Here is a 15,163-nt window from a genome sequence, read left to right as displayed (position 1 = left end):
TCAGTGCAATATATCTGGACGATTAAGCCTAAACACTTTAATAGGTGCTTTGAATTCAGACCCAAATTCATTGCGCATCAAGTAGTAGCCTTCCATAGTACCTACAGGAGTGTCTAAAACTGCACCACTGGTATATTGATAGCTTTCTCCAGGGCGAATCGTTGGTTGCTCACCAACAACACCTTCTCCCTCAACCTCTGTTTCTTTGCCATTTGCATCAGTGATTAACCAATAACGGCTTTCAAGCTTTGCGCTACAAAGGCTATGGTTCTTGATGGTGATAGTGTAAGCAAAAACATACTTGTCTTTTTCTGGTTGAGATTGTGCTTCCACATAAAATGTCTCAACCGAGACTTTTATTGGTGTGCCTATTTCACTGTTTGTTGTCATAGATCCAGTTTGCGATTTCAATAAATTGAGAAAGGGAGATATTTTCCGCACGCAGTGACGGATCAATCCCAAGCTGTGTTATCTCTTCTACTGTAAGTAAATTTGAGAGGCTATTTCGCAGAGTTTTACGTCTTTGGTTAAATGCCTCAAGACAAACGGTATTGAGTATTTTGGTGCTTTTTGCACTGCGTTGACTTGCATCTTTAGGGATCAGCCTTACCACTGCCGAGTCAACCTTTGGCGCAGGTTTGAAACAGGTAGGTGGCACTTCTATGACTGGCATAGCATGGCAGTAATATTGTGTCATCACACTTAATCGACCATAGGCCTTAGAACCTGGTCCTGCGACCATTCTATTCACTACCTCTTTTTGCAGCATAAAATGCATGTGTTCAACATGGTCCGCAAACTCAAAAAGATGGAATAATAGAGGCGTTGAAACGTTGTATGGTAAGTTGCCAAATATCTTTAACTTTGCTGTTTCACTAACCAGGCTAGAGAAGTCAAACTTCATTGCATCGCCCTGATGAACGTTGAGTTTACTGCCCATTGTTGGGTGAGCAATGAGACGCTCTGCAAGATCTCTATCTAGTTCAACAACTGTCAACTTACCGCTGAGCTCAACGACTGGCTCGGTGATTGCACCAAGACCTGGGCCAATTTCAACGAGGTTGTCGTTAGGTATTGGATCTATCGCCGTAACTATCTTATCGATGATGTTGTCATCATTTAAAAAGTTTTGGCCGAATCTTTTACGGGCTCGGTGGCCCAAATGTACTTTATCTGTCATGAATTCTGTATTTTCTTGCTTGCAAGCTTAATTGCTTCGTGAATTGCCAGTTCAAAACTACCAACTTCAACATCTCCGGATGCTGCCAAGTCAAGGGCTGTGCCATGATCAACGGAAGTTCTGATAAAAGGCAATCCCAAAGTGATATTAACTGAGTTACCAAATCCTTTATATTTTAACACAGGTAATCCTTGATCGTGATACATCGCCAGTACCGCATCCGCATTATCAAGATACTTAGCTTGGAAAAGCGTATCCGCAGGGAGTGGACCAATGAAGTTTTTACCTTCGTTGTTAAGCTTTTCCAATACGGGTGAGATGGTATCGATTTCCTCATTACCTAAATGTCCACCTTCGCCTGCGTGTGGGTTCAATCCACAAACAAGTATACGCGGGTCCTGTACACCAAACTTAGTTTGTAAGTCATGGTATAAGATATTAGCGACTTTGGTGAGTCGCTCTTGTGTAATTGCTTTAGAAACATACGCGAGAGGAATATGCGTGGTCGCCAGTGCTACTCGTAGACCTGTTGTTGCAAGCATCATAACAACATCGGGTGTATTTGACTGGTGAGCGAAATATTCTGTATGTCCACTGAACGAGATGCCAGCTCGATTGATAATGCCTTTATGAACAGGGCCTGTCACAACGGCATCAAAGGTACCATCCATATTTTTTTCTGAGGCAATACGTAATGTATCTAAGACATATTGTCCATTTTGCTCATCCAGTTGTCCTGGAACGACGTCACAACCTTTATCAACCTGAAGATAATATAGTTGCTTTGCTGCAGCAGGCTTGATGGGTTCTTGAGGGTCAAATGCAAGTAGTTCAATATCTAAACCAAGCTCATTTGCTCTTTGTTCTAAGATGGTGCGATCAACAACAGCGACAAGCTGGGCAGGCCAGCTTTGTTGTGCTAATTTGATTACCAAGTCAGGGCCAATTCCAGCTGGCTCACCAGGCGTAATTGCTATTCTCAAGCTCATATGTGCTCTTCTTTATTTGCTATCAAGAACTTCAACGTGAGCTTGCTCTCGCATTTCTCTCATCCATTTGAAGCTTTCTTCTTTGAATTTTCTTCTGAATAATAGCTGGTGAGCTCGATTCATTTTCGCTTGCTCTGTTTTATCAGCTACGCGTTTGTCTAGAAGTTCTACAATATGCCAACCAAATGTACTGCGAAATGGCTCACTTACCTCATTTTGCTCAAGGCCCAGTAGAGTATCTCTGAAAGCAGGTACGTAAGTTGATGGATCTGTCCAATCATATTCACCACCTTTTAACGCAGAACCAGGATCTTCAGAGTGTGCTTTTGCTAGTTCTGCAAAATCGGCTTTGCCTGCTCTTAAATCTGCCACAAACCCAGCCAGCATATCGCGGGCTTTCTCTTCACTCAAAATAATTGATGGCTTCAATAAGATATGTCGAGAACGTACTTCAACTGTCTCTACAACTTCTCGGCCACGTACATCTTGGACCTTAACAATATGAAAACCAGCGCCAGAGCGAAGAGGGCCAACTAGTTCATCTTTTTTCTTCCCTTTAATTGCCTCAGCAAATAATGTTGGCATTTCATTGATGCCCATCCAACCAAGTTGGCCACCATCTAATGCATTTGCACCGCCCGATGAAGCGATTGCGATACGCTTAAATTCTTTTCCTTCATTTAAGAACTTAATTACATTTTCTGCGCGCTTTCTCGCATCTTCGACTTCTTCAGGATTTGCTTTACCATCAATCTTAATGAGGATGTGGCCGATATTGTACTCTTCACTTTGGCCGCTTTGCTGCTCTAGAATTTTATTTAAGTTATCTATCTCTTGTGGGCTGATATACACTCTTCTATCAACGGCACTACGCTTAACTTGGCTTATTGTGATCTCTTTTCTTATTTCTTCTCTATAGGCTTGAAAGCTATCTCCAGCTTCTTCAACTGACCGACGTAGATCACTTATTGTGCCGCCTTGCTCTTTGGCAATATTTGCTAGGGTTTGGTCTAGGTGGGCATCCGAAATGATCATGCCCATGCGATTAGCAAGTTGCAGGATAAGGGTTTCATCAATGAGTTTGTCAGTTGCTTGAATACGTAAAACTTTATCTGAGGGTAGCTCCGTACCTTGCTGACTTGCTTGCTCTTTAACTCGGTTTAAAATTTGGTCAACTTCACTTTGAAGTACAACACCATCATTAACTGTGGCAACGACTTTGTCAATTTGTATACGTTCTGCAAATGCTGGCTGACACAGCGCAACACTTAATACGGGAATGAGTAACAGCTTTTTGAAATTCATAAGAGTCTTTGTTGTTAATTATTTAAAAAATAGGGCCTACGGTAGCCAAAGATACCTTGTTTAAGTAAATGGCTCGCATCATATCTCGACTTACTTCCCAACCCTTTTAGCACAAAATTAAAGTTTATGCTTGAGTCGAAAACGGGGTCTTGAAAATTGGTGGATTGATTCAAATCAGTTTCAATTGTTCTGTTTCCTGTAATTTGAATAGCCCAACAGCAAGATTCGTACTGTAGACCAGCAAATACTTCTACGCTTCGCTTACTTGTCAAATCACGATGATAGCTCGCAACAACTTGCCAGTTATTATCAATTGGTAAACTGGTAAATACGCCCACCTGATCAATCTCATTACCTGAGACATCGTTTACGTAGTGATGGTTCAACTGTACCAGTTTTTTATTATTACCTCGATAATCAATTGTCATGTGTGAGCGGATCAAATCTTTTTCGTCTGCGTCATATTGTATTCCACCAGAGAAATACCATCTTGGGTGCCAGTGAATTTTGGTTTCTGCGGCGAACAGTGCATTATAATTGTTATCGCCAAAGCGGTTATTAAGTGTATTTTCTGTTGGTTTGACAGAGTCACTTAAATAGATAATTTGGCCGACACTTAAGCTAAAGCGCTCAGTATTTTTATCATCTAATAAGCGAGTAGTAGCACCTAACGTAACTTGGTTTGCTTCTGAAATGTAATCAACGCCAGAAAAGCGACGTTCTCTGAACAAACCAAAAAAGTCATCTTGCATTTTCACAGTATCGTAAGACCCTATTTTGCTCTGGTCTTTCTCTGGTGTATATAAATACTGGATCTGTGGTTCTAGCGTTTGTGTTCCATCGTTTAGAAGAAAGTGTGTACTGCGCTCCAAATTTAATTGCCCATGCAGCCTCACCTGTGGCAGTGTTCGGGACGTTGAGTCTTTAAATTCACTATCATTAAAATCACCATTTTGCTCATAATGTGTGTGTAATAATGCTAGTTTTGAATCAAATGACCATGCATAGTCACTGATGTTATAGGTGACACTTGGCTCAAGATGAACACGTGTTGCATCTGTAATTGTTGCATCGCTATTTTTGAAATGACTCATTTGCCCAGTGAACTGCCAGTCTAGACCAAGGTATTCTTCAGGGATACGGTTTTTTATCGTAATTTCAGGGAATGCAGAATACGATTCCGCATGATTGCCTAACACTTCAAAATTTTGCAATTGCAGGTCGACGAGCCAGTCTTCGCCAAGGTAACTTAGTTGGCCCTTTCTAGCTAACTGTGTATCTGTCTGATTGGCGTAGCTAGAGCCAAGATCGGTTAGATAGTTATCATCGCTGACATTGGTTACATCAAAATTGGCACGCCAAAAGTCATTGAAATAGCTTTTCTGTTGCCAGTGTACTAAGTATCGCTCATCTAGATTGGGTTCTGATTTATCGTTGGTGAGTATTTCTGTTGCCAGCGTACCTGTATGTTGTTCGGTCAAATACCTAAACTCAGCTTGCAATTGCAGCCCTTTATTTGACATATATCTGGGTGTGAGTAACGCGTCGTAGTTTTCTGCCAGATTAAAGTAATAGGGGGTGACGATCTCGATACCATAACGGTTTGAGCTTGATAAAGTTGGCGTTAAGAGTCCTGATTTTCTTTTATCATCGATTGGAAACGTAAAATAAGGAACATAGACGACTGGGGTGTTTAATATTTTTAATACGGTGTTGTACGTTTCGCCCCAACCTTTTTCTTTATCTAGTGTGATTGTACTTGCTTCAATTTGCCAAAATGGTGACTGGCCAGGACATGTCGTAAAGCTTGAATTAAATAAATCTACTTGAGTGCTGGTCGCGCGTAATTTCTCGGCTTTTCCTTTACCCTGCTGTTGGGTTAATTGATATTGTGCGCCGAGCAAGCTAAATTCGCTTCTGTTGAGATCTGCATACATGCCCGTGCTATCAACCGTTGTATAGTCATCTTGAAATAGCAATGGCCCTGAGGCATTTAGAAGGCCTTTACGCTTGTCGACCAATGCGCTTTGTGCAGTGACAGACATTGCATTAGTATTGACCTCAACATCACCAGAAAATTCTGCACTGTCAGTGCCTTGCAGTTCAACTTTATTTGCTTGAATATCGATGGTGTCTGGCAGTATACCTTCCATAGGTTGCCAGTCTTTTGGCTGCAGATAGTCTTTACAGAGTCCGCCAACAGTGTTCGAATTAGCGAAAACCTGTGTACTAATAAGGGGTAGGACTAAAATGCCCCAATTTTTGCTCATTTATCGACCTTGTCTACCTTGCACCACGATTCAGCAAGACATGATAAATGAAAACAGTGTTAAATACAGTAATTAAGATCAGTAATTGGTGAAAATATGGCGAGTTTTACTCCATCGGACAGATTAGAAAGAGAACATCACAGACAACAGTTTATTGAAACCCAGTTCAAGCGCCTGTTTGGTGATATTGGTGAGTTCGATATTACCGCTATCACAGGCGATGCAAGCTTTAGGCTTTACTTTCGCATTCAAACTGCTGAGGCTCATTTTATTTTGATGGATGTGCCACCTGAAAAAGGCACTGTTTGTGAATTTGTGCATTTAAATGAGGTCTTTGCCGAAGGTGGTCTTACTGTGCCAGAAGTGTTGGCTTTTGATGATAAATTAGGGTTTGTTTTACTTGAAGACCTGGGGGCGATCCATCTTGCTGACCTTATCGAATCTGAGCACAGAGAAGCGCATTACCTGACACTATTGTCTTGGCTGCCCCAAATAGCAAAACTACCTGCATCGCAATGGATGAAAGAATATGATTCGGCATTTATTTTACAAGAAATGGATATTTTTAAATCTTGGTTATTAGAAAAATGGCTTGGTTACGCATTGGATGATGAAAAAGCGGGCAGGTGGCAGCAGTTAACCGAGAGTCTAATGCAGTGTATGTTGGCTCAACCACAAGTTGTCATGCATCGTGACTTTCACAGTCGAAATGTAATGTATCATCAAGGAGAAGGTCGCTTAATAGACTATCAAGATGCGGTCATGGGTCCTGTATGTTACGACGCCGTTTCATTACTTAAAGACTGTTACGTAAAGCTGCCAGCAGACGAATTTGAACGTTTAAAAAAAGTCAGTTATCAGCAACTATTTAGTAATGGGCTTCTAGATGGTATTGAGTATACGCAATATGTTGATTACTTTAACCTTACAGGCCTTCAAAGGCATTTAAAAGCAGCAGGCATTTTTGCTCGGTTAAATCTACGTGATGGTAAGCCTGGATACTTACCCAATATTTTACCTACCCTAGATTATATTGTGGAAGCAGCTGGTGCATATGCGGATTATCAATGGCTTGCAACTTGGCTTCAATCCGAGATAATACCTATGGTACAAGATAAACTAGCAGAGTCTTTATGAAAGCAATGATCCTAGCTGCTGGGCGAGGCCAACGTATGATGCCTTTAACTGCACAGATGCCAAAACCCATGTTAACAGTGGCAGGCAAGCCTTTGATTGCGTATCACCTTGAGCGACTAAAGCGTGCAGGTATTGATCAAGTTGTCATTAATCTAGCGTGGCAAGGTGAAAAGATCGAACAACATTTCGGTGATGGTAGCCAGTTGGGTATGCGCATCGAGTATAGCCATGAACCTGAAGGCGGGCTTGAAACAGCTGGGGGTATTGCTATGGCACTACCTAAATTATGTATAGAGGAAGATGTTTTTGTGGTTATTAACGGTGATATCTTTACCGATTATGACCTGCATGCGTTGACTCAGTTGCAGCTTATGTCTGGTGAGGCACACATTGTACTGGTCGAAAACCCTACACATAACCCCGATGGCGATTTTCGTTTAACGCATCAGCCACTCAATGAACAGACCTATACATTTTCTGGCATAGGTTTGTATCACAAAGATTTTTTTAAAGATGTGACGATTTCAAAAAGGCCGCTTGGCCCGATGTTGCGAGCAGCGATAGAGGAGCATATGTTATCTTGCGAGCTGTTTTTAGGTCCGTGGCATGACATTGGCACACCTGAAAGACTTAAGGAAATTAACATCGTGATGGAGTCTTGTGATGTGGGGTAAGCTGATAGGTGCAGGCTTTGGCTTCTTGTTTGGCAAATGGTTAGGCGCGATTTTAGGTTGCTATCTGGGTCATCTGTTTGATAAAAGCTTAAAACAAGACTTCGATAAAGCTGGTGGTTTTCAAGGTTTTTTTAGTGGTGATGACCTTAACGAACGTCAGGCACTGTTTTTTTCTAGCTGCTTTGCTGTGATGGGGCATATTGCAAAATCAAATGGTAGAGTCAGTGAAGTACATATCCAAGCTGCTTCTGCCTTTATGGATGAAATGGCCTTGCACGGAGATGATAGAAGAGAGGCGCAAAGTGCCTTTAATGCCGGTAAACATGCTGAATTTTCCATTAAAGAGTCGGTACACGATTTTAAAGAAGCTTTTGCTAGGCGATACGATTTACTACAGTTATTTTTGGAAATCCAAATCCAAATGGCTTTTTCTGATGGTCATCTATCAGCTAAAGAGCTAGAGCTTTTGAAGTTGGTAAGTAAATACTTAGGTATTAGCGGGAAGCATTTTAACTTTGTCTTGAAACGCTATCAGGCAGAATTTAAGTTTCGCCAACAGCGTGCGCAGTGGCAATCTCAGCAGAGCAATCGGCAGTCTAATCAATCACACCGAAGTGGATATCAACAGTCGCATCACAACACAGTGGCACCTGAGCCTGAGATTTCTCGAATTCAAGCATTGGCTGTACTTGGGCTAGAGCAGGGAGCTAGTGAGAAGGAAATAAAACGTGCTTATCGTAAGCTTATGGCACAGCATCACCCAGACAAATTGGTTTCGCAGGGCTTACCTGAGCATATGATGGAAGTTGCAAAAGCAAAATCGCAAAATATACAAGCAGCTTATGAGGTCCTAAAAAAGTAGTGTTGTTATAATTGTCGCAAAAAACCTGACAATTCTTTTTGTAGCCGATAATGCTGGTTTCTTTGTGTATTTTGACCAAATAACTGCCTTTGACGGTAATCGTATTTACTGTTTCTTTTTGCCCAGCGGCGCCTATCTTTCACCGTATGGAGCACAGCAGGGTTATCATAAGAATAAAATACATCTAATAATGCTGGACTCACTAAAGAGAGGCTGGCTGCAAGGTGCTTGTTCCTATTAGGGTTGGCAAGTTGTGCACTGACAGTGATCAAAGCATCTACTCGTATCTGTGGCAGTGTTGCGAGGTGTTCTGCAAACAGACCTGCACTGTTACCAAAAGCTAAAATGGCGATATGTTCGTTTTCTCTCAATGCCAGTGTCTTATAAAGTGCATCGAAGCGCGCTACTAACTCCATCTTATAGTCATTGAGCGCTGATTCACTGACAGAAGAAACAACATTTTGCTGCCTTGACTTCGGTTGGTTTTGCTCTGTATCGACTATACCGTCTTGAATCATATTTGCGTTGATATTCAGATCCGGAGATGGGATAACGTATGTATCATAACCATCATCGTTAAGCGCTTCTCTTAGGTAACTTAACCCATTGCCATGCAGTGGTGATTGTTCAATCCCTGGAAGCATTACGATAATACCGCGCTTACTGCCACTCATATACTCAGAAAACAGCACAGGAACCTCTCGTTCGTCATCTTTGATGGTTATAAACGAGTCATTAGCTAGCCAGTACCCTAGATCAGATTTGATGATCTCTGTTTTTGGCGGGGGAGCAATATGCTCTGCTGCTTGACTAAAACTGTTAAGTGCAAACATGACACTGAAATAAAGTGTCAAACATAACTTGGTTTGTTTTCTCATGGTGCCAGCGAATAAAACTCTATTAATTAGTTTATCTATCGACTAAAAGCCATTGAGCTTTAGTATTTTAATTTGGGAATTTGATACAATAGACAAATATGCAGTAATGGAAATGAGAGGACGTCTAAATATGGCAGACAGTAAGCGCGATTACATTTGGTTGTTTTTTAAAGGAGCAGGCATGGGGGCTGCCGACCTTGTCCCCGGTGTTTCTGGCGGGACCGTGGCGTTTATTACAGGCATATATGCCCGCCTATTAGCAGCCATTAAAAGCGTGGATGTGACAGTATTAAAAATGGTCTTAAAGGGCCAAATTAGAGAAGCATGGTCACATATCGATGGTAACTTTCTGCTTGCGGTATTTGGAGGGTTATTTACAAGTGCCTTAGCCTTATCAAAAATCATTGCTTATTTACTCGAGCACCACCAAACTTTTGTCTGGTCGTTCTTTTTTGGATTGATCATTGCCTCATTTGTTTACATTGCCAAGCAAGTTAAACGTTGGCAGTTACAGCATATTGTCAGTTGCACATTGGGTGTGATAATTGCGGTAATGATAACATCGTTAAGCCCAGCAGAAGCACAAGCACAGCCATGGTTCTATTTTGCTGCTGGAAGCATCGCTATTTGCGCGATGATATTACCAGGTATCTCAGGTAGTTTTATTTTGTTGTTACTGGGTATGTACGGCCATGTATTAACTGCGGTCAATGAACGAGAGTTTATGCTCATTGGTTTGTTTTTGCTGGGATGTGTATGTGGACTGATGGTATTTTCAAGGTTTTTATCTTGGTTATTAGCAAGATTTGAACAGGTAACTTTTGCATTGCTAGCTGGCTTTTTAATTGGCTCACTTAATATGTTGTGGCCATGGAAAAAAGTGGTTTCTACCTATGTTAATTCAAGTGGAGTAGAGAAACCATTGATGCAAAAAAATATCTCGCCTATGGAGTTCTCTCAGTTGACAGGCCAAGATGCGCAATTAGGCATTTGTATCGCACTTGCTGTATTTGGACTCTGCCTAATCCTTGTTCTGGATAAACTTAGTCATCAGGATTAACTCCGTCATCAGCACGTTGCTCATCAGGCTCAAATGCAACGTGCTACTCTTACTACTTCCTTTATTTTTAACCCCATCGCAATACTTATTTTGTGGTATGCAATAAATTCAAAGTAACAATATAATCACATTTGTGGTTTATCATGTAATACAAGGCAAAATGCCATGCTTTAACCTGTAGTTTCGTAAACTAGCTGTAAAATTAGACTAGAGTACAATGTCGCAAGTGTAAAAAGTGTGTTACTTTCTGGCGAAGATGTACTCACTAAACAAGGAAACACCTTGAAATGAAACTTGTAGGGATCAGTTGCCTGCTATTGTTCTGTTTGCTGGGGATCAATTTCTCAGCGTTCGCTTCTACCACCCAACTCGACTTAACTGCTAATACACTAGGGTTTGTATGTATCGCCATTTTTGTCGTTGCATATACACTGGTGATGCTTGAAGAAAAGCTACATATGCGTAAATCCAAACCTGTCTTGGTCGCTGCAGGTTTAATCTGGATTTTAATTGGTGCATTTTACATTGAGCAAGGCATGCCGGATGCGACTGAGCATGCGTTTCGTCATAACTTACTCGAGTTTGCTGAGTTGATGCTGTTCTTACTGGTTGCGATGACCTATATCAATGCGCTTGAAGAGCGCAGATTGTTTGATGCGCTTCGTGCTTGGATGGTGAGAAAAGAATTTAATTATAAGACCCTATTTTGGTTAACTGGATTTCTATCATTTTTTATCTCCCCAATTGCAGATAACTTAACGACCGCTTTGCTTATGTGTGCTGTGGTGATGAAAGTTGCAGAGGGCGATAAAAAGTTCATTAATTTGAGCTGTATAAATATTGTTGTGGCTGCAAATGCTGGTGGTGCATTTAGTCCCTTTGGGGATATTACCACCTTGATGGTGTGGCAAGCTGGCATGGTTAAATTTAACGAGTTTTTTGTCTTACTTGTGCCATCGATCGCCAATTATGTGGTTCCAGCGGCGATTATGAGCTTTTTTGTTGCAGATAAGAAACCTGCAGCAAGCTGCGAAAGTGTCGAGCTTAAACGCGGTGCGCTGCGTATTCTTACGCTCTTCTTACTCACGGTTGCTACCGCAGTAATGTGCCATAGCTTACTGCATTTACCTCCTGTGCTTGGCATGATGATGGGGTTGGGGTATTTACAGTTTTTCGGTTATTTCTTGAGAGTGACATTGCCCGGGTCTCTGGCTCGTAAAATGGCAATGGCAGAGCGTGAAGGCGATAAAGAGCGATTGAAAAAGCTCGGTAGTGTTGTGCCTTTTGATGTCTTCAGTAAAGTATCAAGGGCTGAATGGGATACTTTACTGTTCTTTTACGGCATTGTTATGTGTGTTGGGGGGCTTGGCTTCTTAGGATATCTAAATCTCATGTCTCATGTGCTGTATGGCGGCTGGTCAGCAACAGGAGCGAATGTTTTCTTAGGTGTTATTTCTGCTGTTATTGATAATATTCCTGTTATGTTTGCAGTATTATCGATGCAACCCGAAATGTCTCATGGACAATGGCTACTGATAACTTTGACAGCAGGTGTAGGCGGAAGCCTACTCTCTATCGGATCCGCTGCTGGGGTAGCCTTAATGGGGCAAGCTAGGGGTAACTACACCTTTTTTGGCCACTTAAAATGGACCCCAGTTATTGCACTCGGTTATGCTGCCAGCATTGTAGTGCATCTTTGGTTAAATGCTGATTTATTCACTATTTATGGCTAGCAGATGTCTAGTTAGTGGTTTAATTTAGATATATGGTAGTAGGCCGAGTGCAGTGCTTGGTCTACTGGCTTGTTTTGCTCAGTAGCTCTGATAATACAATGTCGCGATATTTGACCACTGACTTTCCCCACCATGATCCCTGTACTATTTTTTGCCGCTCTCAGCGCTTCAATACCTAACTCTGTGGCTAAGATACGATCCTCAGGGCAGGGGCTTCCACCGCGTTGTATATAGCCCAATACACACACTGCGCTTTCAATGTCAGCTGTGTCTTTTAAAGCTTGTTGCAGTCCATGGGGCCCGTTGGGCCAGAGGTTTTCAGCTAATACAATCACAAAGCCTGTATGTTGCTCTACTAGTTGCGATTGTATTTGAGCTATTAGATGAGATTTAGCTTGTTCTAATTGCTTGAGGTTGCAGTTCTCAAATGAAAGAATGGCTTCAGCACCTGCTGCCAAGCCGACATTAAATGCAATATGACCACTGCGACGACCCATGACTTCGACAATAAAAACGCGTTCAAATGCATTGGCTGTGTCACGAATTTTATCTATAGCCTGTGTTGCCGTATGAACGGCACTGGCAAAGCCAATCGTTTTATCTGTACAAGCAATATCATTGTCTATGGTTGCGGGCACACCAATAAGGTTACCCGACCAGTAGCTCTGTAGTGCCATCATGCCTCTAAACGACCCATCCCCGCCGATGACGATAAGTGCATCTACCTTGTGTTTTGTGAGCGTGTTGGCAACTTGTTTTACCCCTGCATCCTGATGCATCTCTTTACAGCGAGCACTTTTTAAAATGGTGCCCCCGCGCTGGATAATGGGGGAAACACGCTCGGGCGTTAGAAGTATGAACTCGTCATTTATTAGGCCATTATAGCCATGGTAAAAGCCGAGACATTCGATATGTTGATCATGGCATGAAAATACAATCGCGCGTATTACAGCGTTCATGCCAGGCGCATCGCCGCCACTGGTTATAATTGCTATGCGTTTCATTAATTCCCTCAATAAAAAAGGAGCATGCAAATTTTAGCCTAGACAGCGATGCATAAATGTCAAAGTTGTTTACTGGCTGGTTAAAGACCAAATTGACACACTACCTGAAATCTCATTACCTACTATTAGCAAAGCTTCTCCTGTTGGGCTTTGTGCTTGATCAATGAATACCATGCCTTCAGGGGCGAGGTCACCACTTATTTGTGCACCAGCTTCTAGCCCTCTGTTGATCATATAGGTGTTCATGGTGACATTAAATGGGTTGCTAACATCATAAACCAAAATGCCGCCCATTCTTTCTAAGCCAATAAATGCATAAGTACGATCATTGATTTGACCGATTGCAAGTGCTTCAGGTTCGGCGCCTTTTGCGTCTGAACGTGTATCACCCCTGTTTTCATCTTCATCATTATTGAAAGCTTCGCCATGGATGGATGCTGTGATTTTGCCAATGTCATCGCCTGAGTCATATACTCTATGACCATGATGATCCCAGATTGAAAACGAGCGGGCACCATAGGTGTAAAGCGCTTCATATTGGCTGTCGTTGTCTGAATCACCCAGTACGGTACTTACTTTTAGCCTGCCGATATCTTGATCATCATTGTTAAGGTAATCGAAGTTGTCGCCAAGTGTTAAGTCTTTTGCTCTTATCTCATCAGTGTAAGCAAGACAGCCGTCATCGTTGTCGAATTCCAGCCCGCCTTCAGCTAAACAAGTTGCTTCGTCAGGAGAATCAAAAAAGTATTCCCTCCCATCGCCTTCATTAGCGGAGATAATGAAGTTGGCGCCTTGCCACTGGTAGGCTGCAATCGTATCTGGTTGATACATACCGTATAAGCCAGGGTAAGCTGCGAAGTTAATTGCGTTGTCTTTATCTGATGCATCAAGCGTCGATTTACCCCAGTCTTTAAAGCCAAGACCAAGTATGGACAGGCTATTGTCTGTTAAGTCGACTTTGGCGATTGCATTATTTTCTTGCAGTGAAACATAGGCATAGCGACTATCTTTGCTGATTGTGACATATTCAGGCTCTAGGTCCATCGATACAGTCGTATTAACGGTATTGCCTTTGATTGTACGCCCAGTTGGATTGGCAAATACAACACCTTGTGCTTTCAGCGCAGCTAACTGACTATCAAATTGATTGAAATTTAACATGCTTGCAGTGTCGGATACTTGACCGTTATTTATATCGATGACTGCAATGCTACCTTCTGGGTCGATACTATAATCCCCTTTGGGTTCACCTTCATTTGCGACTACGATTTTTTGCCCGTCAGGGCTAAATGTAACCATGTCCGGCAGATAGCCAACAGTCACCGTTTTTATAAACTTAGGCGTGTCAGCAATATCGAAAAATACGATTTTACCTGATTGGCCTGTGTCTTTGGCGATTGCGACCGCGAGTAAGTTATCGTGAATAGCTAGGCTGTTTGCATCGCCTGTTTCAAATTCACTCAGGTTGATACTGGCATTGCTCTGTAAATTGGTATTGGTTACCACACCTTCTGCATTTTTTGTCAGTGTTTGTGGATCCATGTCTGCAATATTGATTATTTCAATTGTCGCTGGTGAAGAAGAGCTGTTCAGGGCAAAGATGCGCTGACCTTGAGCGTGGTAAGCAACTATCTCTGCAGCGCCTTCTGGACTGTCTGCGTTGAGCACTGCTCGGCCAATAAGCTTTGGAGTAATTTGTTGGAGTGAGTCTAATCCTGGAGCACCATCTACACCATCTACACCATCTACACCATCTACACCATCTACACCATTTGTACCTGGATCCCCTTTATCTCCCTTGTCGCCAGTGCTACCAGTCTCTCCGATCTGGCCGTTGCTTCCATCTTTGCCATCGACTCCATTTCTGCCATCTTCGCCATCAAAAGTACAGCCTGCAAGTAAAGCTGAGATAAGTAATGGAAGTACAAGTTGCTTCATTTTCGTTTAGTCCCAAAATATTATTGAATTTAGGAACATAATTAAACATAAATAATTTACAGGTAAGTGACAAAGAAGCGTTTAGACACAAAAAGTACATATTTGAAGGGGAGTTGATATAAGTTAAATGGCC

13 protein-coding genes are annotated in these 15,163 nt (G+C 42.0%); 5 read left to right on the top strand and 8 right to left on the bottom strand.

The window, feature by feature from the left end:
* From apaG to lptD, 5 genes are read right to left on the bottom strand one after another with little or no spacing between them, the layout of a single operon-like run.
* Positions 1 to 390: a Co2+/Mg2+ efflux protein ApaG gene (gene apaG, locus AC2CZC_RS00365; RefSeq protein ID WP_063361804.1), complete on the bottom strand. Its 390-nt coding sequence runs from the start codon at positions 388 to 390 to the stop codon at positions 1 to 3.
* Positions 374 to 1,180 (bottom strand): 16S rRNA (adenine(1518)-N(6)/adenine(1519)-N(6))-dimethyltransferase RsmA, encoded by an 807-nt coding sequence (gene rsmA / locus AC2CZC_RS00360; protein WP_484583413.1) that lies wholly within the window; start codon positions 1,178 to 1,180, stop codon positions 374 to 376. The genes apaG and rsmA overlap by 17 nt, the downstream gene beginning before the upstream one ends.
* Positions 1,177 to 2,169, bottom strand: a complete 993-nt coding sequence (gene pdxA / locus AC2CZC_RS00355; RefSeq protein WP_484583412.1) for a 4-hydroxythreonine-4-phosphate dehydrogenase PdxA — start codon at positions 2,167 to 2,169, stop codon at positions 1,177 to 1,179. The genes rsmA and pdxA overlap by 4 nt, the downstream gene beginning before the upstream one ends.
* Positions 2,170 to 2,181: 12 nt before the next feature.
* Positions 2,182 to 3,474, bottom strand: a complete 1,293-nt coding sequence (surA, locus tag AC2CZC_RS00350) for a peptidylprolyl isomerase SurA (protein WP_484583411.1) — start codon at positions 3,472 to 3,474, stop codon at positions 2,182 to 2,184.
* 14 nt (positions 3,475 to 3,488) lie between these two features.
* Complete coding sequence (lptD, locus tag AC2CZC_RS00345) at positions 3,489 to 5,744, bottom strand: LPS assembly protein LptD (RefSeq protein WP_484583410.1); 2,256 nt, start codon at positions 5,742 to 5,744, stop codon at positions 3,489 to 3,491.
* 96 nt (positions 5,745 to 5,840) lie between these two features.
* Between lptD and AC2CZC_RS00340 the strand changes: the two genes are divergently transcribed.
* From AC2CZC_RS00340 to djlA, 3 genes are read left to right on the top strand one after another with little or no spacing between them, the layout of a single operon-like run.
* Positions 5,841 to 6,881, top strand: coding sequence for an aminoglycoside phosphotransferase family protein (locus tag AC2CZC_RS00340; protein ID WP_484583409.1), 1,041 nt, complete (start codon positions 5,841 to 5,843; stop codon positions 6,879 to 6,881).
* A complete protein-coding gene (gene murU / locus AC2CZC_RS00335; RefSeq protein WP_484583408.1) occupies positions 6,878 to 7,555 on the top strand; it encodes an N-acetylmuramate alpha-1-phosphate uridylyltransferase MurU in 678 nt (225 codons plus the stop codon). The genes AC2CZC_RS00340 and murU overlap by 4 nt, the downstream gene beginning before the upstream one ends.
* Complete coding sequence (djlA, locus tag AC2CZC_RS00330) at positions 7,545 to 8,417, top strand: co-chaperone DjlA (protein ID WP_484583407.1); 873 nt, start codon at positions 7,545 to 7,547, stop codon at positions 8,415 to 8,417. Before murU ends, djlA begins: the two co-directional genes overlap by 11 nt.
* Before the next feature lie 5 nt (positions 8,418 to 8,422).
* Here djlA and AC2CZC_RS00325 read toward each other — a convergent pair whose 3' ends face one another.
* Positions 8,423 to 9,295, bottom strand: a complete 873-nt coding sequence (locus AC2CZC_RS00325) for a DUF3530 family protein (RefSeq protein ID WP_484583406.1) — start codon at positions 9,293 to 9,295, stop codon at positions 8,423 to 8,425.
* A gap of 130 nt (positions 9,296 to 9,425) precedes the next feature.
* On the opposite strand from AC2CZC_RS00325, the gene AC2CZC_RS00320 reads away from it, so the two are divergent.
* Together AC2CZC_RS00320 and nhaD are read left to right on the top strand one after the other, a co-directional pair.
* Positions 9,426 to 10,355 carry a DUF368 domain-containing protein gene (locus AC2CZC_RS00320; RefSeq protein WP_484583405.1) on the top strand — a complete coding sequence of 310 codons (930 nt, stop codon included), beginning with the start codon at positions 9,426 to 9,428 and terminating at the stop codon, positions 10,353 to 10,355.
* A 287-nt stretch (positions 10,356 to 10,642) separates the two neighbouring features.
* On the top strand, positions 10,643 to 12,088 hold the full coding sequence (gene nhaD, locus AC2CZC_RS00315) for a sodium:proton antiporter NhaD (protein WP_484583404.1): 1,446 nt from the start codon (positions 10,643 to 10,645) through the stop codon (positions 12,086 to 12,088).
* 11 nt (positions 12,089 to 12,099) lie between these two features.
* Here the strand turns inward: nhaD and AC2CZC_RS00310 are convergent, their stop codons facing one another.
* Both AC2CZC_RS00310 and AC2CZC_RS00305 read right to left on the bottom strand, forming a co-directional pair.
* Positions 12,100 to 13,092 (bottom strand): 6-phosphofructokinase, encoded by a 993-nt coding sequence (locus tag AC2CZC_RS00310; protein ID WP_484583403.1) that lies wholly within the window; start codon positions 13,090 to 13,092, stop codon positions 12,100 to 12,102.
* 69 nt (positions 13,093 to 13,161) lie between these two features.
* Positions 13,162 to 15,030: a choice-of-anchor I family protein gene (locus AC2CZC_RS00305; RefSeq protein ID WP_484583402.1), complete on the bottom strand. Its 1,869-nt coding sequence runs from the start codon at positions 15,028 to 15,030 to the stop codon at positions 13,162 to 13,164.
* Between the last annotated feature and the right edge of the window lie 133 nt (positions 15,031 to 15,163).

Source organism: Pseudoalteromonas sp. MMG033, assembly GCF_057197785.1.
This window is presented reverse-complemented; position numbering and strand designations above follow the sequence as displayed.